We start from the raw sequence: 19,741 nt of genomic DNA on the forward strand, positions 1-19,741 counted from the left end.
AGCCAGCACGGGACCTCGAATAAATGAATGCTTTAAGAGAACACGACTGGCTTATTTGACAGCGCCTTCGAAAGCATTAGGTGTCGTATCTTTTAAATATTCTAAAGCTTTTTTTGCCGAAGCAACTAAAGCAGAAAATGCTTCTGCCTCATGGATTGCTATATCTGAAAGAACCTTACGATCAACCTCAATACCGGCTTTTGATAAGCCATCAATAAAACGTCCATAAGTTAAACCTTCTGCGCGAACAGCCGCATTAATTCTCTGAATCCACAAAGCACGGAAAGTACGTTTCCTATTTTTGCGGTCACGATAAGCGTATTGCTTTGAACGATCAACCGCTGCTTTAGCTGCACGAATGGTATTTTTACGACGACCGTAAAAACCTTCAGCCTGTTTAAGAACTTTTTTGTGCTTAGCGTGTGCTGTCACACCTCTTTTCACACGAGCCATATTATAATCTCCTCAAAATCAAAAGCGTAAGGTTTAAATACCATTCGGCAAATAATGCTGAATGACTTTTTTAGCATCTTGTTCACACAAAACCATTGTTCCACGTGCATCGCGAATAAATTTATTCGAACGCTTAATCATGCCGTGGCGCTTACCGGCAGCTGCTACTTTAATTTTGCCTGACGCAGTGATTTTAAACCGCTTTTTAGCGGATGATTTGGTCTTCATCTTGGGCATTTTGCTACTCCGTACATTAATTTATTCAATCAAACATTTTATTCACTCAAGCGGACCAACGCTTGAACAAGCATTTAAACAGCCACGGCATGCCCTGCCGGGCGGCTCTTAAAGACGTTTTCATAAGCTAGTATACACAAAATAGCAAGACCGTATTACAAAAAAATCGGCGCTCCATTGCCTTGAAGCTCAACCAAAGGTGCTGGAATTGCATTTGTTTTGATGGCTGCTTTACATAAATCGGCAATAATGCATTGCGTACATTGTGGTTTACGGGCTTGACAAATATAGCGACCATGTAAAATCAGCCAATGATGCGCATGGCGAATATAATGAACCGGTATAATCTTTAATAATTTTTTCTCAACAATTTCTGGTGTTTTTCCAGGCGCCAAACCAAGACGATTGCTTAAGCGAAAAATATGTGTATCTACTGCCAATGTAGGCTGACCAAAAGCAACATTCAAGACCACATTAGCCGTTTTGCGCCCCACTCCAGGAAGGGCCATGAGTGCTTCACGCGTATCGGGTACTTGACCGCCATAATAATCAATTAAACAGTTGCAAAGCGCATAAACATTACGTGCTTTTGCACGCCAAAGGCCAATTGAACGGATATGATTTGCTATTTCTTCTTCCCCTAATGCAACCATTTTTTCCGGTTGATCAGCAAGGCAAAATAATTCTTTTGTCGCTTTATTAACGCTTACATCTGTCGCTTGAGCCGAAAGCACAACGGCAACTAAAAGTGTAAAAGTATTTATGTAGTTAAGATCACTCTTAGGTGTTGGGCGTTGCACAGAAAAACGGCGAAATATTTCCGCAATTTCATCTTTATTATACAATATACTAGATAAATTTCGCACCTTTGATAATTTTATGTTACTTTGAGGCATTGAACTCTCTTAAATCTTCTCTCTTGAAGTTATCATTCACGCTCGCCATATGAGAGGAGTGCAGCGAACACTTTTATAGAGTTTGGTCAAGTAAAGCCGTTTTAAAGAGGATACTCATGAATGACACATGTGACGCCTTTCTCCAATCCTTTTCTTTTAGGGTTTGAAACCGTAGAAAAAATATTGCAACGTATCGGTAAAGCTGATGAGGCTTACCCAGCCTATAATATTGAACGTTTGCATAAAAGTGATGATGCAAATCATATCCGGATAACTTTGGCTGTTGCTGGATTTAAGATTAACCATCTTAATATTTTACTCGATGATAATCAATTGGTTATTCATGGTAAACAAACAGACAACCAAAATCATCAATATTTATATCGCGGTATAGCTGCGCGACAATTCCAGCGAACCTTTGTTCTCGCGGAAGGGATGCATGTTACAAATGCAGAGTTGAAAAATGGTCTTTTATCAATTAATCTGTATCAACCAAAATTAAAAAAAGAAATAAAACAGATTCCAATTAAAGTCAGTAGTGGTGAGTCATAAAAGTTAAGGCGTAAAGGAACAGTGAAATGGGAGAACACAAACAAAACTTGTCGTTTCAGAACACATCCTACTCTGATGCGGGACAGATTGCCTATTTAAAAAAAGTTTGTACAGATGATCTGGCTAAAAACTTTCCAGATCTTCCCCCTATGACTCCAGGCATTACCATATGGGCTCTCTTTGGTGAAACAGGTTATCCTATCATTTTATCCGATGAGCGTTCTATCGCCCTTGCTGGAGCCAATGAGCATGAACTACAAATTGTAACTCTGCACTAGATTACCTTACGAGAAAAAGCTGTACTCTTTATAAATTCTATCTGTTTTTTCGTAAAGGGTGTAATGTGAGTTATAATTAGATTAAGTATTGATTTATATTCATAATTAATTTTTTACAACTGGAATGAGAGTCCCAAATATCATAAGGTTCTCTCATTTGAGATCTTCTTATATTGAAACAATTAAAGTCACTTGCTTGATGTCATAAGCAGGGAGAGCCATGTGGATAAAAACACTTGAAGAAAGGAATAAAAATATCTCTTTTTAATTGTCTCAATTACCAAGGACGTTCACGATATGGGGATAAAAAAATGTATGATGGTGTCAGTTTTCTTCTTCATAAGTGTGAAGATGTCCCTTATAGATTTATATTATTCACGGGGGCTGTTATACCATTCATAGGCGCTATCGTGAAATGGGCTCGAGTGCAATGAGTATAAAGGCTATACAAGTGTATTTTGTTTGGTGTGTTTTGTTCTTCCTGAGGGGAGTAGCTCTATTGAAGAGTGTAAAAACAAAAGCATGAGATAATGCGTCATTATTATTTAAAAGATATTTTTATGAATGCGTTTGAAAGGTGTAAAGCTGAATTATAAGGAGATGATAGATTTTTATCACGATTTCTTTATATTCTTTCCAATTCCAGAAATTACGCAAACAGATAGATGCAATATACTAACCAAATCTGGCATACAAAAATCTGGAACAGTTCGTGTCATACTGAAGCGTTTTGATATTTGTCTCAAACGTGGACTCGCACAGGGATTAGATGTTGATTAACAGGTAATAAAAAACAAAGGCTTTATGAAAAAGTTTATGCAGAGCTTTTAATTTTGTGCTTCAAATGCCGCAGTACAAGGTATTTTTCTCTTTTGAATATTAAAGCTCTTGTTTTTATAATGAAGTTACAGCACAACAAGCAAAATGGAATTATTTGAGGGGAAAAAAATAATGCCTTCTTACCGTTCAAGGATATCGACCCACGGGCGTAATATGGCAGGAGCCCGCGGACTTTGGCGTGCAACAGGGATGAAAGATACTGATTTTGGTAAACCCATTATTGCGATTGCGAATTCTTTTACACAATTTGTACCAGGGCATGTCCATTTAAAAGATCTTGGGCAATTAGTCGCACAACAGATAGCAGTTGCCGGTGGTGTTGCGAAAGAATTTAATACCATTGCTGTAGATGATGGAATTGCGATGGGGCACGATGGAATGCTCTATTCGTTGCCCTCACGTGAAATCATTGCTGATTCTGTAGAGTATATGGTTAATGCACATTGTGCAGATGCACTTGTTTGTATTTCTAATTGTGACAAAATTACGCCTGGTATGTTAATGGCTGCTTTACGGTTGAATATTCCGACAATCTTTGTTTCAGGCGGTCCTATGGAAGCAGGTAAGATTAAATGGAAGGATCAAGATCTAACGGTTGATTTGGTCGATGCCATGGTTGCAGCAGCTTCAGAACAAAATTCAGAAGAAGAAGTTGCTGAAATGGAGCGTGCTGCTTGTCCTACATGTGGTTCTTGTTCAGGAATGTTTACGGCCAATTCTATGAATTGCTTAACGGAAGCATTGGGGCTTTCTCTTCCCGGAAATGGATCAATGTTAGCAACACATGCAGATCGACGAATGCTTTTTGAAGAAGCTGGAAAACAGATTGTTGCATTGGTTAAACGTTATTATGAAGAAGATGATGAAACAGTTTTGCCGCGCTCTATTGCTTCACGCAAGGCTTTTGAAAATGCAATGACCGTTGATATTGCCATGGGGGGATCAACCAATACAGTACTGCATCTTTTAGCTGCAGCGCAAGAAGGTGAGGTGGATTTTACCATGACGGATATTGATCATCTTTCACGTTGTGTTCCTGTTTTATGTAAGGTTGCTCCTGCTGTTGCAAATGTACATATGGAAGATGTTCATCGCGCTGGTGGTATTATGGGGCTTTTAGGTGAACTGGATGCGGCAGGACTCATTGATACATCAACTTATACGGTTCACGCAAAAACAATGAAAGAAGCTCTTTACCGCTGGGATGTAAAGCAAACTAATGAGCCAACAGTTCATGCATTTTATCGTGCCGCTCCAGGTGGTATTCCAACACAGACAGCTTTTAGTCAATCTTGTCGCTATGAGACCCTTGACCTTGATCGTGAAAAAGGTGTGATTCGCGATAGGGAACACGCATATTCACAAGATGGAGGATTGGCAGTTCTTTATGGAAATCTTGCAAAAGATGGCTGCATTGTAAAAACAGCAGGCGTTGATCAATCAATTTTAACTTTTAAAGGTCCGGCAAGAATTTTTGAAAGCCAAGATTCAGCTGTTTCAGCTATATTAACTGATAAGATTAAAACAGGTGAAATTGTTTTAATCCGTTATGAAGGCCCACGTGGTGGACCTGGAATGCAAGAAATGCTTTATCCAACGAGTTATCTCAAATCTAAAGGATTAGGCAAGGTTTGTGCACTTGTTACAGATGGACGTTTTTCAGGTGGAAGTTCAGGGCTCTCAATAGGACATATTTCACCAGAAGCTGCTGAAGGAGGAGCAATTGCGTTGGTGGAAGAGGGGGATATCATAGAAATTGATATTCCAAATCGTAGAATTCATATGTTGGTGGATGACGTTGAGATGAAGCAGCGCCGTTCTAAGATGGAAGCAAAAGGAAAAGGCGCTTGGCAACCGATTGAGAAGCGTCAGCGTAAAGTTTCAAAGGCTCTCAAAGCCTATGCAGCGATGACCACATCTGCTGCAAAGGGTGCAGTACGTAATATTTGATGAGTTGAATAGAGATAGTGCTCTGATTTTTTGCATCTTTTGCACGATATTCTAAGCTAATTATTTTATGAGTTTATGAACTTATCAGAATATTTCGAGTCATGATGAGTATGATTAAAAAGCTATCAATACAACTAAAAACTGCGGTAGATTGCTTATTTTAGCAGCTATGTAAAACAGATACAGTATAATTACTTTTCATATCATATTCCAATCTTATATGAGATTATGATTTCTTATTACTCATATTTATGAAAGATATTTATTGTACTGGTGGCATTATCTTGTTGTACCGTAAAACACTGTCATTTAGGACTGTGATATACGGCATCTTCCTTAAATATTAAGTGTGTTTTTAGTGTGTGGTGAATATTCTTAGACTTGTTTGTAAAGCTTTGAGTTTAAGAGAAGCGCATGATTAGGAAGTCAAGGAAAATCCGTTAGAAGTTGGACTATTTGCAGACTTGATTCGAATGAAAATCCTTATCCATTAAGGTGTGGGAAGGAGTTAAAGGATGTTTATGAAAATAAAGTACAGCTGTGATATATCTGATTATATGTTTCATATGAAAACAGTAAAAGAGCTCTTTATAACTTAAAATGTGAATAATAACTTAAAATGTGAAGAAAATACGAGACCCATTATCCATGAATTTATTATGCAAAATGGGATGGTATTCCAACACTGACAGTTTTAAACTAAAAATATTGCTATGATAACAATAATATTGATCGTGAAAAAGCATAATTCATTAAATATGGCGTATTTGCAACGTGGAGGAGATTTCATGACAATCTTTACAAAAAACGACTATCTTGTAAAAATAGTCGATCTTGACCAATTTTTTGTATAAGAGCCAATATTAATCTAAGGGAATATGAAATATAATGCATAGGGTTTTGCCTATAGGCAATTACACTTATCAAAATATATTATGTAGAAAAGCGATGGGAATACGATAAATAACTGTTTATGCTGTGGTATATCAAAAATGGTTACGTTATCTCCTATTAAGAAGGTTTTTTAATAAAAAATAACATCTGTTTTCTATAAAGGGTTACTCTTTTCAAGCTGTTTGAGGTGGTAAATTGCTTCTAAAGCTTGTTTAGGAGAGAGTTCATCGGGATGAATATTTTTTAAAGCTTCGTGAAGTATACAATGTTTGTTTTTTGCTTCATTGACGGGAGATGTTGCTTTAAGAGAAAAGAGTGGTAAATCATCAATGAGTTTATGTCCTTTTCCAGCCATTTCGCCTTGTTCTAATTGATGGAGTACATCTGTTGCTCGTGTAATAACGGCTGGGGGAAGTCCAGCAAGCTTTGCGACTTGTACACCATAGGAGCGGTCAGCCGCTCCTGGTGTGACCTCATGAAGAAAAACTACATCACCATCCCAGTTTTTGACTTTCATGGTTACATTATGCAGTCTGTCAAGTTTTTCGGTAAGTGCGGTCATTTCATGAAAATGGGTAGCGAGAATAGCACGACAATGGTTAACTTCATGGAGATATTCAACAGCAGCCCAAGCAATAGAAAGTCCATCAAAGGTTGATGTTCCACGTCCTATTTCATCAAGAATAACAAGGGAATGGTGGCTAGCATGATTGAGAATCGTTGCTGTTTCAACCATTTCCATCATAAAGGTTGAGCGCCCTCGTGCAAGATCATCGGAAGCTCCAACGCGACTAAATAGGCGATCTACGACACCAATATGTGCTGAAGTTGCTGGAACGAAGGACCCCATTTGCGCCATAATAGCAATAAGAGCATTTTGCCGCAAAAAAGTTGATTTTCCTCCCATATTAGGCCCTGTCAACAGCCAGATTGCTGCATATTGCTGATTTTCTTGCACAGAGAGATCACAATTATTGGCAATAAAAGGTTCTGCTGCTTGTTTGCGGAGTGCTTGCTCGACGACAGGATGGCGTCCTGCTGTAATGCGAAAGGTAAGTGAAAGATCAATTTTAGGGCGGCAATATCCTTGTTCTTCAGCAAGATATGCTAAAGCGACAGAGACATCTAAAATAGCAAGTGCTTCAGAGGCTTTACGAATAAAATCAACTTGTTCGGTAATTTCATGAACGAGAATATCAAAAATCTCTAGTTCAAGTGTCAATGCGTGATTGGCAGCATGGGCAATACGGCTTTCAAGGTCAGCGAGCTCTGTTGTCGTAAAACGCATAGCGTTTGCCATTGTTTGCCGATGAATAAAACGTGCTTTAGCTTGTGGATTATTTGTAAGGGAAGATGCTTGTGTGCTGGTTACTTCAATGAAATAACCTAGAATATTATTATGCTTTATTTTAAGCGTCTTAATATCTGTTTCTTGGGCATATTGCGCTTGAAGTTCAGCAATGACACGGCGAGATTCATCACGTAAAGCACGCATTTCATCGAGCTCTTTATGATAATTAGAACGAATAAAACCACCATCACGTTTAAGGAGTGGGAGATCATCAGCTAATGCCTGTTCTAAATGAAAGTATAACGCTGTGGGTAATTTTGAGAACACCTGTTGTACATCACTTATTTCTTGAGGCAGAAGCTCATTATCAAGAAGTTGATGCAATTCACGAATGATTTCAAAGCCACGCTGGATTGTCGCCATATCACGGGGACCTCCTCGTCCAAGAGCCAAACGTGAAACGGCGCGGGGCATATCTGGTCCCCCCTTTAAAATAAGCTTTATCGCTTCTGCAAGAGAAGGATTACGTAGAAAAAAATCGATAGAATCCAAACGCGTATCAATAGCTGAAGGAGTGGTGAGGGGAGCAATAAGGCGGTCAATAAGAAGGCGTGATCCTCCTCCTGTTACAGTGCGATCAATAGCTTTTAATAAACTTCCATCCCGTTGACCTGATGTCGTACGAATAAGTTCAAGGCTTAATCTGGTTGCGGCATCAATAAAAAGAGTCGCACTTTCATTTTGGCGCTCAGGCTGCATGAGGGGAGGGCGATGTGTGATTTGTGTTTTTTCGATATAACGAATAGCAGCTACAATTGCAGAGAGTTCACAGCGTGAATAATCGGCAACGCCTTCAAGAGTTGAGAGTTTAAAATAATTGCAAATATCGCGTTCAGCGGTGAGTGCATCAAAGAGACAAGCAGGTTGAGGTGAAACGATACGATCAAGAACACTAAAAAGTGACTTGTGAAATTTATCATGAAAAAATGAATCAGCAACAATGATTTCTTGTGGATCAACACGCATAATATCTGCTAAAAGTTTTTCTTGGCGGCTTTCTGTTACACGAAATATGCCTGTTGAGATATCAATCCAAGAAAGAGCAAATTCCTCTCCATCGCTAGTTTTTATACGGGAAAGTGTCATCAAATAATTTGCGCGTGTTGGATCAAGGAGTTTTTCTTCTGTTATTGTTCCTGGTGTTACAAGGCGAACAACATCACGCCGAACAACAGATTTTGAGCCACGTTTTTTTGCTTCAGCAGGATCTTCTATTTGTTCACAAACAGCAACTCGGTAACCACAAGCAATCAGTTTTTGTAAATAATCATCAGCAGTATGAACGGGAACACCACACATAGGAATATCTTGTCCTAAATGTTTTCCACGTGCTGTGAGTGTAATTCCTAAGGCCTGAGCAGCTTCAATCGCATCATTAAAAAATAATTCATAAAAATCCCCCATTCGGTAAAAGAGAAGGGAATCATGATGGACGGCTTTGATTTCTATGTACTGCTCCATCATAGGTGTAAGACGTTCTTGAGAGGAAGCAGATGGGGAGGCAGGCTGTGGAATTAAATTATTTTTATGATTGTTTTTTTTATCCATTTGTACGAGGCCTGTTTCCTTTAAGTGAAGTTTTTACTCTTTTTTGTTTACTTCAATATCTATTTATCTCTAAATTGCAACGCATCATCAGATTTGCTAAGGCAAGAATAGCGATTTCTAATATATGAATCAAATTTAATGACTATACGCATTATCAAGCAAAATTTACACTGTTTTTGGAGAAAATAAAGTGAGATGAAAAAGAGCGAGCAAGATCAGAAAATGTCTCAAACTGTTTACAGTGCGAGCGAAAGAGAAGCTCTAGATTTTCATAGTCGTGGTCGACCAGGAAAGCTTGAGATTGTTGCAACAAAGTCTATGGCAACACAGCATGATTTAGCACTTGCTTATTCACCAGGTGTTGCCGTTCCAGTTAAGGCAATTGCTCAAAATCCAGCGCTAGCTTATGATTATACAGCAAAAGGCAATCTTGTTGCTGTTATTTCAAATGGTACAGCTATTTTAGGGTTAGGCAATTTAGGTGCACTTGCCTCTAAGCCGGTCATGGAAGGCAAAGCAGTGCTGTTTAAGCGTTTTGCGGATATTGATTCCATTGATTTAGAAATTGATATAAACGATACAGAAAGTTTTATCAATTTAGTGCGTCATTTAGAACCTTCTTTTGGTGGAATTAATCTTGAAGACATTAAGGCGCCAGAGTGCTTTATGATTGAAAGCCGCCTACGCGAGGTGATGAATATACCTGTTTTTCACGATGATCAACACGGTACAGCGATTATTGTTGCTGCGGGTGTTCTCAATGCTTTGACTTTAACAGGGCGCGATATGCAAAATACGCGGTTAGTCTGTAATGGTGCTGGTTCTGCAGGGATTGCTTGTATTGAACTGATTAAAGCGATGGGCTTTCGTTCCGAAAATATCATATTATGTGACACAAAGGGTGTGGTCTATGAAGGCCGCAAAGAGGGAATGAATCAGTGGAAATCTGCGCATGCTATTCAAACAGATAAACGTACGCTTATGGAAGCAATGGAAGGTGCAGATATATTTTTTGGGGTTTCTGCTAAAGGTGCTCTTACTCCTGAAATGGTAAGATCCATGGCACCCCAGCCGATCATTTTTGCTATGGCTAATCCCGATCCAGAAATTACGCCGGAAGAGGTTATGCAAGTGCGTCATGATGCCATTGTCGCAACAGGGCGTTCCGATTATCCAAATCAGATTAATAATGTTCTTTGTTTTCCTTATATATTTCGTGGTGCGCTTGATGTGCGTGCAAGAGTTATTAATGAAGCCATGAAGATTGCTGCGGCAAAGGCTCTTGCTAATTTAGCGCATGAAGAAGTGCCTGACAGCGTTGCAGAAGCTTATTATGGAAAGCGATTAAAGTTTGGTCCTAACTATATCATCCCTGTTCCTTTTGATCCGCGTTTATTTACGGTTGTTTCAATAGCGGTAGCAAAAGCAGCAATGGAAAGCGGTGTTGCGCAAAAGAACATAGATGATTTAGAGGCCTATGAGCGCGATTTGAATGCGAGACGTGATCCTACTTCCTCGATGATGCGTAGGGTTTATAACCATGTTCGTCAAGCGCCAAAACAAATTGTATTTGCAGAAGGTGAAGAAGAGCAAGTTATGCGGGCAGCCGTTTCCTATGTTCATCAAAAATTGGGACAAGCAATTTTGGTTGGTCGTGAAGAGCAAGTAAGAGAAGCGGCTGTTATCGCTGGAATTGATCTGGAGCGTGAAGGTATTTCTATTATGAATGCTAAGCTTTCTTGCCGTACAGATGCTTATGCGAATTATCTTTATAAAAAAATGCAGCGTCAAGGTTGGCTGTTGCGTGATTGTCATCGTCGTATCAATAATGATCGCAATTATTTTGCTGCGTGTATGGTGGCACTAGGAGATGCTGATGCAATGGTTACAGGGGTGACACGCAATTATGAAACAGCGTTGATCGATATACGTCGTGCAATTGATGAAAAACCAAAAGAACGATTGATTGGTATTTCAATGGCTATTTGCCGTGGACGAATTGTGTTTATTACGGATACAGCCGTTTATGAAAATCCTAATGCTGAAGAACTTGCAGATATAGCTGAACAAGCAGCTTCATTTGTGCGAGGATTTGGATATCAACCACGGGTAGCATTTTTAGCATTTTCTACATTTAGTTATATGAAAGGGAAGACGACGCAGCAAATTCAGGATGCGATTAATATTTTGCATGAACGCAAAGTTGATTTTGAGTTTGATGGAGAAATGAGTGCTGATGTGGCACTCAATTCCAAATTGATGCAGCAATATCCATTTATGGGATTAACGGAGCCTGCTAACATTTTGGTTATGCCTGGATATCACGCATCTTCCATTGCAAGCAAAATGTTACAAGAACTCGGTGAAGCAACTATCATTGGTCCTATTTTAATTGGATTGGAAAAATCTGTCCAAATTGTACCGTTTAGTGGAAGCGATACAGATGTTGTCAATATTGCAATGCTTGCGGCTTATCATGCCGCAAAAGTCGTCTAAAGGAAAAAAGCCCCTAATATACCAATAATATATCAAGGGGCTTTTTGATAGCAAAAAAAAATAAATTTTTTAAGAGGGCTGTATTTGATTGTCTTTTTGCTCTTCAGAAAGACGCTTTTGGAAGAGTGCTGCAAAATCGATAGGATCAATCCACAAAGGTGGAAAACCACCACTTTGAGTAGCATCAGATATAATTTGGCGAGCAAATGGAAATAAAAGACGGGGACATTCAATAAAGACCAGTGGCATAACATGTTCTTGTGGAATGTTTTTAAGGTGAAAAACACCACCGTAAATAAGTTCTACATGAAATAAGGTTTCAGTTTCATCATTGGCTTTGACGGAGAGAGACAAAACGACATCATAATTGTCATCACCAATTGGGTTAGCATTGACGTTAATATTGATATCAATTTGTGGTGATTTTTCACGTGCACGTAATGAACGAGGAGCACCAGGGTTTTCGAATGATAAATCTTTTAAATATTGAGTTAATACAGCAAAAACCGGCTCTCCACCACTGTTATTCATTTCATCTTCGGCCATACGACAAACCTCTTCCATTATAATATGTATATTTATTTTAGATCTAAAGACCAGATTGGTTATCACGCCTTGCAAAAGGTTGCAAGAAATGCGCTCTTTATCTTGAATATTTTTTTAGTTTGTTACAGATTTTTTAGGCATTTCAATGGTTATCATCATTTTTGCGCCATGGAGATTCTGTCGTATCATGAATTGTGTAATCTTCTGCTTTTAGATCAATTATTTTTTCAGAGTCATTTTTTCTTTTAGTATTGGGATTCATTTTGTTTTTTAATGATGCAAAGAAATGCCAAGCAACAGAGCGAATTGGTTTAATAAGAAGTAATATTCCCAAGAGGTCAGTTACAAAGCCGGGAAGAATAAGTAAAATTGCACTAAACATGATGAAAGCATCATTAATAATATTATTTTCTAATGTGCGTCCTTGGATAAGTTCATTTTGTATATTTTTTAAGAGGCTAATCCCTTGAATTCGCAATAAAACAACCCCAACTATGGTTGTGAGAATAACCAAGCTCAAGGTTGCCAAAATACCAATTTCTTGACCAACAAAGATAAAACCAGCAATCTCGATTAAAAGAATGCAAAGAAAGATAACAACAAAAAAACGAGGATTTATAGAATAAAGTTTTATCACATGAAAGTTTCCTTCTAGATGAGTAGGGGGGAGAAATTCTTAAGAGAACTCCGTTTAAATACAAAATCTATAAAAATATTTGAATGATAAGATTCCTTATTTTACATATTTATTGATAAATGGTATTGACTGCAATGTTTATTAGAGACTTAAGCTTTGGAGATTGACAGCGCCTATGGAATTTGACGTTATACTTGTCATCGCTCTTGTTGTTATGGTTGTTATTTTTGTGCAACTCCGTAATGTATTAGGGAAACGAATTGGGTTTGAAAAGCCACCCTTTGATCCTTATTCACGACGTTCTAAAAAACAAGTTGAAGCAGAAACGGCTGATAATATTGTTTCGTTCCCTCATCAGAAAAATTCACAAAAAGACGACTTTAGTGAAATTGATAAAATTTCACCGGAGGGGAGTGTTTTGAATAAAAATTTGCGGGAATTGCATAGAATTGATCCTCATTTTTCTCCTCAACTTTTTATAAAAGGTGCACAAATTGCGTATGAAATGATTGTAACAGCTTTTGCCAAAGGTGATCGCAATCAACTTAAAAGCTTGCTTTGTCAGGATGTTTTTGAGAGCTTTTGTATGGCTATTGAGCAACGAGAAAAAAATAAAGAAAGAATAGAATTCACTTTTGTTGGAATTAATAAGGCCGAATTTGTTGCGGCGGCAATACAAGAAAAAGATGAACTTTTAACGATACGTATTGTCAGTGAGATGATTTCTGTTACTTATAATGAACAGGGCGAGCGTATAGACGGTGATCCTGATGCTATTATAGAAATCAGGGATATTTGGACTTTTGTTCGCAATAGTTTATCGTCAGATCCCAACTGGAAGCTTTTTGCTACAGAAAATGAAAATTAAAATACTTTTTGTTTTTCTTCCATAAGCATTCAATGATTTATGAGAAATTAAAATGTCCTCAAGTAAATGGAGACAAAAAAGAGATTTATTGGCTTCACAAGATCGTCTTTTATGGGAGATGGTTTGTCGTACGATAACACCGCTTCACGGTAAGATGCTCTCTTCTGCTTCAGAAACTATTGCAAATATTAATGATAAAAAACAGCCTGTAACTCAAATCTCCTCATTGTCTCAGGAAAATCAACAACCCTCGACAATTATTAAAAGAGAAAAGAGGTCAGTTACACAAGCACAAAAGATTCATTTCTTTGATCATGTTGCATATCGTAAAATTTCCCAAGGTCGTTGTCCTCTTGAGGCGCGTCTTGATCTCCATGGTTATATGCAGGAAGAAGCTTATTTTTTCTTAAAAAAATTTCTACAGTCCTCTCAGCAGAGAGGATTGCGTTATGTCCTTGTGATTACAGGAAAAGGACGATCCGTTGGGAGCGATGGAGCTTTGTATAGATTTGTTCCGTATTGGTTATCAACACCAGCTTTTCGATACTATGTCCACGCGTTTGAGCAAGCAGCGCGTCAGCATGGCGGAGAAGGTGCGCTTTATGTTTGGTTGCGCCGTTTTGTGTCGGGAGAAGGAAAGTGATGTTATTGTGGTCGCTCTAGATTTTATATTTATTTATACTTATAATTTATTGTTTTTGTATATTTCGTAAGAGCCTTGAATACAATATTCCCTTCTTTATAATTTTTTATAAAAAATTATAAAGATATTATTTTACATTCTACGTATTGCTTCACGCTTTTGTTTATCGCATTCTTTAACGGGGCACATCCCTCACGCAAAACAGAATGATATTGAATTGCATATATTCACAGGCTTGTTTTAAAGAAACATCTCTCAACGCTCCCAAGCCTATTTTGCGACGGCATCCATGAAGAGTATAATGATAAATCCATGAAGCACACCCTATCTTTATACTTAATAAAAGGGCAATCTGGCATCATCACACACTTTGCCATCTCCCAATGTTGCAACAACCCTTTAAGTCCTTGGCACTTGAAAGCATTTATAAGAGGCATGCTTTTCTTTAAGTGTTTTTAACTCTCCACAGTTCTCATCTCGCTCGTGACGCCCAAACAAAAGATTTTGATTGATTCAATATAAGAGGACTTAAAATGAGAGAGATATAAATGGATCTCATTCAGGTTGCAAAGCGATAAATTATTTTTATAAACCACAGCATTACTCTATATAAATACACGAAGAATAAAAACATGAGAAATTGAGAAACTAGCTTATTCAAAAGATGTCACTATGGATAGTGTTAAAAGCAGTACAACTAAATTAAAGAAAACTGTGAAAATAAACAGGAATATAACTTTACAACACACAGCTGCGCAATAGCACCAAAAGATACAGTTTCGTTGAATAGTTTCATGAAGAAATTTTTTCATTTATTAAAAGCTCCATTAAATTTCTTTCTCATAATAATTCGATAATTAAAATTTAATAGCGAAGCGCAGAAGGCGTAGAATACGAGATTCAATTGAGGATATTACACTCTTATCCGACGTCTTTCAGATATTGGTTGAAATGCTAGCTTAGCATGAAAGGCACAATAGGGGCTATTTTCATCAGAATCTGCACCACAAAAATGAAAATCTGCTGATAATGGATCGCCAACCGGCCATCTACATGTATTTTCACTCAATTGTAGAAGATTAAGTTGACGTGATATAGGCACAACTACATTGGATTTTGTGGACATATCAACTTCTTTTACATCTTCCACTACAAATTCTGTCTTTAAAGCGGTTTCTTCAATACTTACAGATGATGTGTTTATTGGCGATACCGTGGATGTGTTGCGACGCACACGTGGAGATGATGGGCTGCTACTTCCCACGGGAGTTTTTTGCGCACGCGTGCTTCCTTGTGCTGTCTTACCACGTCCTGGTAACTTTAATCGATGTACTTTGCCGATGACTGCATTTCTGCTGACCCCACCTAATTGAGCAGCAATTTGACTTGCACTTAACCCTTCACTCCAAAGCTTTTTAAGAAGCTCAACGCGTTCACATGTCCAACCCATACCAGCACTCCATTCCGATTACGTCACTAAGATGCTCTCCCCCGTTGCATCTTCAAATGTTTAAATAATGTTTTCATTACGCTGAATGAAAGAACTTTACACTCTACGTGAGCATAAAAAAATCATCCAACCTGTGGATTTACAAATCAAAACACATCATCTTGCTTATTATATTGTAAATTACAATATGCACTCACTCTATGACAAGAGTCTTTACCTCTTGAAGAGTTTATTTAGAATGTTTTCCCCAACTTGCAAATCAATCATAGGTTAAACTTTCACTTTTGTTTAAGGCTTTTTCCCAAAATGCTTATTTGTAGAACCTTCATTGACTTTTTTTCAATTGGTGTAATGATCTATTCTATAGGTGTAATCACTAATCGTAATGAAATGTTGAAAGCACCGTAACGAAATATACCATGCTGTTTTATTTGTAGTGTTGCTTTATATATATATTGAAAAGACTAAAATATAAAGGGAATTATGATGGATGCCGTCTCTATACAACCACTTTATGAATGCTTCGCAAGACGAAATTTGCATTTTGAACAGGGGCATGGTGTATGGCTTATTTCCGATAAAGGAGACCATTATCTTGATTTCACATCTGGCATTGCTGTTAATGCATTAGGATATTCACATCCAAAATTGGTTGATACGCTCAAGATACAAGCTGAAAAACTTTGGCATGTTTCTAATATTTTTCAATCTCCTGAACAAGCATCTTTTGCCACGCGGCTTTGTGCAAATAGTTTTGCGGATAAGGTTTTTTTCTGCAATTCAGGCACTGAAGCATTGGAGTGCGCATTCAAAACGGCACGCCATTATTACTATGCTGCTGGTCATTCAGAACGCATTGAAATAATTACTTTTGAAGGGGCATTTCATGGACGTACACTTGCTGCACTTGCTGCGACTGGGCATGAAAAGTATCTTGAAGGCTTTGGACCTAAAGCTGGTGGATTTATTCAAGTACCTTTTTGTGATGAAATCGCTTTGCGTAACGCTATTAATAAAAATACCGCCGCTATTCTTATTGAACCTATTCAAGGAGAAGGAGGAATACGAACGGTTTCTCATGAATATTTAAGATTTTTGCGTAAAATATGCGATGATAATGGTCTGTTGTTGATTTTGGATGAAGTGCAAACGGGCATGGGACGAACAGGAAAGCTTTTTGCTTATGAATGGAGTGATGTCACGCCTGATATTCTTACCCTCGCAAAAGGACTAGGAGGTGGATTTCCATTGGGCGCTTGCCTTGCAACGGATAAAGTTGCAAAAAGTATGATACTTGGAACGCATGGATCAACCTTTGGAGGAAATTTGCTTGGAATGGCTGTAGGAAATAGTGTTCTTGATGTTTTGTTAGAGCCAAGTTTTCTCATCCATGTTCAGCGCATGGGTGATAAACTAAAAAATGGGCTTTTGCACATTCTCAATATCTATCCTGATATTATCTGCGCAGTTCAGGGGATGGGGCTTATGTTGGGTCTTCAATGTGTTGTGCCTTCAAATCTTGTCGTTAATGCTTTGGAAAATGAATATCTCTTAAGCGTTGCAGCCAACAACAATGTTGTGCGCTTATTGCCTCCTCTTATCATTAGGGAAGAAGAAATAGATGAAAGTTTGCATCGTATTGAAAAAGCAATTTCCTATCTTTCGCAAATAAATAAAGAAAGACAAATATCACACATATGACAAATGCTCTTCGTCATTTCACGGATTTATCCATTTTAACGCCAGCAATGGCACGTGCACTGATTGATTATGCAAAAATTCTTAAAGCATCTTTTAAGGCAGGAAAAGGTTCAAAACCTTTTATAGGTAAAACACTCGCGATGATTTTTGAAAAACCATCCACACGAACCCGTATTTCATTCGATATCAGTATGCGCCAGCTTGGCGGAGATACGATCATGCTCACGGGTTCAGAGATGCAACTTGGTCATAGTGAAACCATAGCTGATACGGCGCGCGTTTTATCCCGTTTTGTGGATATTGTGATATTGCGAACAACGAAACACCAACGTATGCTTGAATTGGCACAATATGCACAAATTCCTGTCATTAATGCCCTTACAGATGATACACATCCTTGCCAAATTCTAGCAGATATCTTAACCTATGAGGAGCATCGGGGGCCTATTTCTGGTAAAATATTTGCGTGGATGGGGGATGGTAATAATGTGCTCCATTCCTTAATTGAAGCCGCAGCTCTTTTTGGTTTTCATTTGCGTATTGCTACTCCAAAGGGCAGTGAACCACAGGAAAAATTTATACATTGGGCACGTGAGCGAGGAGCACATCTTATGCTAACCCATGATCCCCAAAAAGCAGCTCAAGATGCTGATTGTATTATGACCGACACATGGGTCTCCATGGGACAAGAATTTCGTGCTCGCAGTCGTTCTATTTTTCAGCCTTATCAAGTCAATGAATCTCTCATGAAATTAGCAAAACCTGATGCTCTTTTTATGCATTGTCTTCCTGCTCATCGTGGTGAAGAAGTGGTTGATTCTGTGATTGATGGACCGCACTCCGTTGTTTTCGATGAGGCTGAAAATCGTCTTCATGCTCAAAAAGCAATTCTTTCTTGGTGTTTACAAAATGCGTTTTTCTCTCCACAATAGCCTCCCTACAACAAATTATATAAAAAAGGCAAAGCTATGAGTGAACAAGCTAAAGATGAAGCCTCTCTCAACAACAACTTCTTGCATGAAGATGATAGTGTTATTCCCTTTCAAGTTGAAGAACTTGATATCCGTGGACGTGCCGTACAACTTGGGGAAACTTTAAATTCTATTCTCACAAGACATCAATACCCTGAACCGGTTTCTTATCTTCTAGCAGAAGCTTTACTTTTAACGGTTCTGCTTGGAACTTCTCTAAAACTTACGGGAAAATTTATTTTACAAACTCATTCCGATGGACCAGTTAATATGTTGGTGTGCGATTTTTCGCCTCCTTCCAGTTTACGTGGATACGCTCGTTTTGATAAAGAACAGCTTAAACAAGCCATAGACAATAATCAAATCTCTTCAGAAATACTTTTAGGAAAAGGCACTTTAGCTTTCACAATTGATCAAGGTCCCCATATGCAACCCTATCAAGGGATAGTTGCATTAGATGGATCAAATTTACAAGAAGCTTCTCGTATTTATTTTGATCAATCAGAACAAATTCCTACCGATATCCGTTTGGCTGTTGCTATATTAATTAATCGTGACCAACAAGGAAAACCGCAGAAAAGCTGGCGAGCTGGAGGTATTTTGACCCAACTTTTGCCCCAATCATCGTCTCATCACAAGCGAGAAGAAACGAAAACTCATATCCAATTGGATAACCAATGGCAAGAAGCTAAAATACTCATGAAAACGATTGAAAGTTCAGAATTAACAGATCCCCAGGTCGGTAGTAAACAGCTCTTGTTCCGTCTTTTTCATGAACAAGGTGTTAGAGTTTTTAACCCTTTTTCTCTTGTTGATCAATGTTCTTGTTCACACGAAAAAATTAAAGGAATCCTAGAAGGCTTTTCTATTGATGAACGCAATAAAATGGTTCAAAATAAATATATTTCAGTTACATGTGAATTTTGCTCAAAAATGTATCGTTTTACAGCGCAAGAATTTTTGGAAGAAAAAACATAATCAAACATTTTTCATTAAAAAATGATGATTGCAACAAAAGCCTATTTTATTTGCGTCATAAAAGTTTACGCATAAGCTCATATGAACTTCTAGAATATTTCTTTCTTTAGCTTTTTTCGATGTATGCCAATGATCTTTCTTTTGCAATCAGTATTAATATCATACAGTACCTTCAATATATTGATTTATAATAGTAATTTATCGTTTTGCATGTTGAATGAGAGTCCAGAATATTGTAAAGTTCTCTCATGGCAAATCTCTTTTATATTGCATCAATTAAAATCACTTGCTTGCACGTTACAAGCAGAGCTGGCGTGGGGGTAAAACACGAAAAAAGGTGTAAAAATCCTTCTGAATCGTCTCAAGTGCCAAGGCTATGTCGTAATACCCAAGAGCTGGCAAAATGTGTGGTGATAATAGCTTGCTATTTATATTAAGCGTAAAAATGGTGG

17 protein-coding genes and 1 pseudogene are annotated in these 19,741 nt (G+C 38.0%); 10 read left to right on the forward strand and 8 right to left on the reverse strand.

The features are described 5' to 3' along the window. Positions 1–51 precede the first annotated feature (51 nt). The 3 genes from rplT to nth form a co-directional block, all read right to left on the reverse strand. Entirely contained in the window at positions 52–453 is a 402-nt protein-coding gene (gene rplT, locus ACFINW_RS01525; protein ID WP_012754515.1) for a 50S ribosomal protein L20, read from the reverse strand. A 33-nt stretch (positions 454–486) separates the two neighbouring features. Continuing rightward, entirely contained in the window at positions 487–690 is a 204-nt protein-coding gene (gene rpmI, locus ACFINW_RS01530) for a 50S ribosomal protein L35 (RefSeq protein WP_183193590.1), read from the reverse strand. A gap of 155 nt (positions 691–845) precedes the next feature. Then, a complete protein-coding gene (gene nth / locus ACFINW_RS01535) occupies positions 846–1,586 on the reverse strand; it encodes an endonuclease III (protein WP_375612818.1) in 741 nt (246 codons plus the stop codon). Between the two features lie 120 nt (positions 1,587–1,706). Here nth and ACFINW_RS01540 point away from each other — a divergent pair, with 120 nt between their 5' ends. The 4 genes from ACFINW_RS01540 to ilvD all read left to right on the forward strand — a co-directional run bounded on the left by ACFINW_RS01540 (position 1,707) and on the right by ilvD (position 5,206). Beyond that, positions 1,707–2,138 carry an Hsp20 family protein gene (locus ACFINW_RS01540; RefSeq protein WP_375612819.1) on the forward strand — a complete coding sequence of 144 codons (432 nt, stop codon included), beginning with the start codon at positions 1,707–1,709 and terminating at the stop codon, positions 2,136–2,138. Between the two features lie 26 nt (positions 2,139–2,164). Beyond that, entirely contained in the window at positions 2,165–2,416 is a 252-nt protein-coding gene (locus ACFINW_RS01545) for a DUF1150 domain-containing protein (protein WP_012754519.1), read from the forward strand. A 600-nt stretch (positions 2,417–3,016) separates the two neighbouring features. Next, positions 3,017–3,196, forward strand: coding sequence for a hypothetical protein (locus ACFINW_RS01550; RefSeq protein ID WP_375611413.1), 180 nt, complete (start codon positions 3,017–3,019; stop codon positions 3,194–3,196). Between the two features lie 171 nt (positions 3,197–3,367). Beyond that, positions 3,368–5,206 carry a dihydroxy-acid dehydratase gene (ilvD, locus tag ACFINW_RS01555; RefSeq protein WP_375620847.1) on the forward strand — a complete coding sequence of 613 codons (1,839 nt, stop codon included), beginning with the start codon at positions 3,368–3,370 and terminating at the stop codon, positions 5,204–5,206. 1,048 nt (positions 5,207–6,254) lie between these two features. Here ilvD and mutS read toward each other — a convergent pair. Beyond that, complete coding sequence (gene mutS, locus ACFINW_RS01560; protein WP_375639710.1) at positions 6,255–8,999, reverse strand: DNA mismatch repair protein MutS; 2,745 nt, start codon at positions 8,997–8,999, stop codon at positions 6,255–6,257. Between the two features lie 195 nt (positions 9,000–9,194). Here mutS and ACFINW_RS01565 point away from each other — a divergent pair, with 195 nt between their 5' ends. Continuing rightward, complete coding sequence (locus ACFINW_RS01565; RefSeq protein WP_375639707.1) at positions 9,195–11,495, forward strand: NADP-dependent malic enzyme; 2,301 nt, start codon at positions 9,195–9,197, stop codon at positions 11,493–11,495. 69 nt (positions 11,496–11,564) lie between these two features. On the opposite strand, the gene secB is transcribed toward ACFINW_RS01565, so the two are convergent. Together secB and ACFINW_RS01575 are read right to left on the reverse strand one after the other, a co-directional pair. Beyond that, positions 11,565–12,041: a protein-export chaperone SecB gene (gene secB / locus ACFINW_RS01570; protein ID WP_375611417.1), complete on the reverse strand. Its 477-nt coding sequence runs from the start codon at positions 12,039–12,041 to the stop codon at positions 11,565–11,567. A 142-nt stretch (positions 12,042–12,183) separates the two neighbouring features. Further along, on the reverse strand, positions 12,184–12,678 hold the full coding sequence (locus ACFINW_RS01575) for an FxsA family protein (protein ID WP_375612822.1): 495 nt from the start codon (positions 12,676–12,678) through the stop codon (positions 12,184–12,186). 175 nt (positions 12,679–12,853) lie between these two features. Between ACFINW_RS01575 and ACFINW_RS01580 the strand changes: the two genes are divergently transcribed. Together ACFINW_RS01580 and ACFINW_RS01585 are read left to right on the forward strand one after the other, a co-directional pair. After that, positions 12,854–13,546, forward strand: a complete 693-nt coding sequence (locus tag ACFINW_RS01580) for a Tim44/TimA family putative adaptor protein (RefSeq protein ID WP_375639703.1) — start codon at positions 12,854–12,856, stop codon at positions 13,544–13,546. A gap of 52 nt (positions 13,547–13,598) precedes the next feature. Then, entirely contained in the window at positions 13,599–14,189 is a 591-nt protein-coding gene (locus ACFINW_RS01585; RefSeq protein ID WP_375611420.1) for a Smr/MutS family protein, read from the forward strand. 135 nt (positions 14,190–14,324) lie between these two features. Here the strand turns inward: ACFINW_RS01585 and ACFINW_RS01590 are convergent. Together ACFINW_RS01590 and ACFINW_RS01595 are read right to left on the reverse strand one after the other, a co-directional pair. Continuing rightward, positions 14,325–14,573: pseudogene (locus ACFINW_RS01590) on the reverse strand (Arm DNA-binding domain-containing protein); the annotation flags it as partial. A 529-nt stretch (positions 14,574–15,102) separates the two neighbouring features. After that, a complete protein-coding gene (locus tag ACFINW_RS01595) occupies positions 15,103–15,639 on the reverse strand; it encodes a GcrA family cell cycle regulator (protein ID WP_375617530.1) in 537 nt (178 codons plus the stop codon). 486 nt (positions 15,640–16,125) lie between these two features. Between ACFINW_RS01595 and ACFINW_RS01600 the strand changes: the two genes are divergently transcribed. From ACFINW_RS01600 to ACFINW_RS01610, 3 genes are read left to right on the forward strand one after another with little or no spacing between them, the layout of a single operon-like run. Continuing rightward, positions 16,126–17,340, forward strand: a complete 1,215-nt coding sequence (locus tag ACFINW_RS01600; RefSeq protein ID WP_375640015.1) for an aspartate aminotransferase family protein — start codon at positions 16,126–16,128, stop codon at positions 17,338–17,340. After that, on the forward strand, positions 17,337–18,272 hold the full coding sequence (gene argF, locus ACFINW_RS01605) for an ornithine carbamoyltransferase (RefSeq protein WP_375620843.1): 936 nt from the start codon (positions 17,337–17,339) through the stop codon (positions 18,270–18,272). Before ACFINW_RS01600 ends, argF begins: the two co-directional genes overlap by 4 nt. A gap of 36 nt (positions 18,273–18,308) precedes the next feature. Further along, positions 18,309–19,289, forward strand: coding sequence for an Hsp33 family molecular chaperone (locus ACFINW_RS01610; RefSeq protein WP_375620842.1), 981 nt, complete (start codon positions 18,309–18,311; stop codon positions 19,287–19,289). Positions 19,290–19,741 lie beyond the last annotated feature (452 nt).

Source organism: Bartonella sp. AA18HLJMS, assembly GCF_042197245.1.
GTDB lineage: Bacteria > Pseudomonadota > Alphaproteobacteria > Rhizobiales > Rhizobiaceae > Bartonella.

Bases quoted from the DNA above. Each gene is read 5' to 3' on its own strand.
- rplT (WP_012754515.1), bottom strand. From the start codon at position 453: ATGGCTCGTGTGAAAAGAGGTGTGACAGCACACGCTAAGCACAAAAAA.
- rpmI (WP_183193590.1), bottom strand. From the start codon at position 690: ATGCCCAAGATGAAGACCAAATCATCCGCTAAAAAGCGGTTTAAAATC.
- nth (WP_375612818.1), bottom strand. From the start codon at position 1,586: ATGCCTCAAAGTAACATAAAATTATCAAAGGTGCGAAATTTATCTAGT.
- ACFINW_RS01540 (WP_375612819.1), top strand. From the start codon at position 1,707: ATGACACATGTGACGCCTTTCTCCAATCCTTTTCTTTTAGGGTTTGAA.
- ACFINW_RS01545 (WP_012754519.1), top strand. From the start codon at position 2,165: ATGGGAGAACACAAACAAAACTTGTCGTTTCAGAACACATCCTACTCT.
- ACFINW_RS01550 (WP_375611413.1), top strand. From the start codon at position 3,017: ATGATAGATTTTTATCACGATTTCTTTATATTCTTTCCAATTCCAGAA.
- ilvD (WP_375620847.1), top strand. From the start codon at position 3,368: ATGCCTTCTTACCGTTCAAGGATATCGACCCACGGGCGTAATATGGCA.
- mutS (WP_375639710.1), bottom strand. From the start codon at position 8,999: ATGGATAAAAAAAACAATCATAAAAATAATTTAATTCCACAGCCTGCC.
- ACFINW_RS01565 (WP_375639707.1), top strand. From the start codon at position 9,195: ATGAAAAAGAGCGAGCAAGATCAGAAAATGTCTCAAACTGTTTACAGT.
- secB (WP_375611417.1), bottom strand. From the start codon at position 12,041: ATGGCCGAAGATGAAATGAATAACAGTGGTGGAGAGCCGGTTTTTGCT.
- ACFINW_RS01580 (WP_375639703.1), top strand. From the start codon at position 12,854: ATGGAATTTGACGTTATACTTGTCATCGCTCTTGTTGTTATGGTTGTT.
- ACFINW_RS01585 (WP_375611420.1), top strand. From the start codon at position 13,599: ATGTCCTCAAGTAAATGGAGACAAAAAAGAGATTTATTGGCTTCACAA.
- ACFINW_RS01595 (WP_375617530.1), bottom strand. From the start codon at position 15,639: ATGGGTTGGACATGTGAACGCGTTGAGCTTCTTAAAAAGCTTTGGAGT.
- ACFINW_RS01600 (WP_375640015.1), top strand. From the start codon at position 16,126: ATGGATGCCGTCTCTATACAACCACTTTATGAATGCTTCGCAAGACGA.
- argF (WP_375620843.1), top strand. From the start codon at position 17,337: ATGACAAATGCTCTTCGTCATTTCACGGATTTATCCATTTTAACGCCA.
- ACFINW_RS01610 (WP_375620842.1), top strand. From the start codon at position 18,309: ATGAGTGAACAAGCTAAAGATGAAGCCTCTCTCAACAACAACTTCTTG.